1 rRNA gene (running past one end of the window) is annotated in these 314 nt (G+C 51.3%); it reads left to right on the forward strand.

Annotated features, from left to right (window positions below):
• Positions 1-213 precede the first annotated feature (213 nt).
• Positions 214-314: ribosomal RNA gene (gene rrf / locus CRG97_RS04640) — 5S ribosomal RNA — on the forward strand (it continues 17 nt past the right edge of the window).

The raw sequence follows: 314 nt of genomic DNA on the forward strand, positions 1-314 counted from the left end.
GTTGGAGGTGGAAGTGCAGCAATGCATGGAGCTGACCAATACTAATCGGTCGAGGGCTTATCCAAACAAGACCCCAAAAAGTGAAGCGAAGCTTTGAAGCAACGCCGAATACTTTCCGGGGACCCCGATATTACATTGGGGAAATGCTACGGATTCTAAAACACGCAAATTTCGTTTCGTATCTAGTTTTCAGGTGATCAAGCATCTGAACCGTTTGGTGGCGATGGCGGAAGGGTTCCACGCGTTCCCATACCGAACACGACCGTTAAGCCTTCCAGCGCCGATGGTACTTGGACCGAAGGGTCCCGGGAGAG

This window comes from Paenibacillus sp. EZ-K15, assembly GCF_002573715.1.
Classification (GTDB): domain Bacteria; phylum Bacillota; class Bacilli; order Paenibacillales; family Paenibacillaceae; genus Paenibacillus_AQ.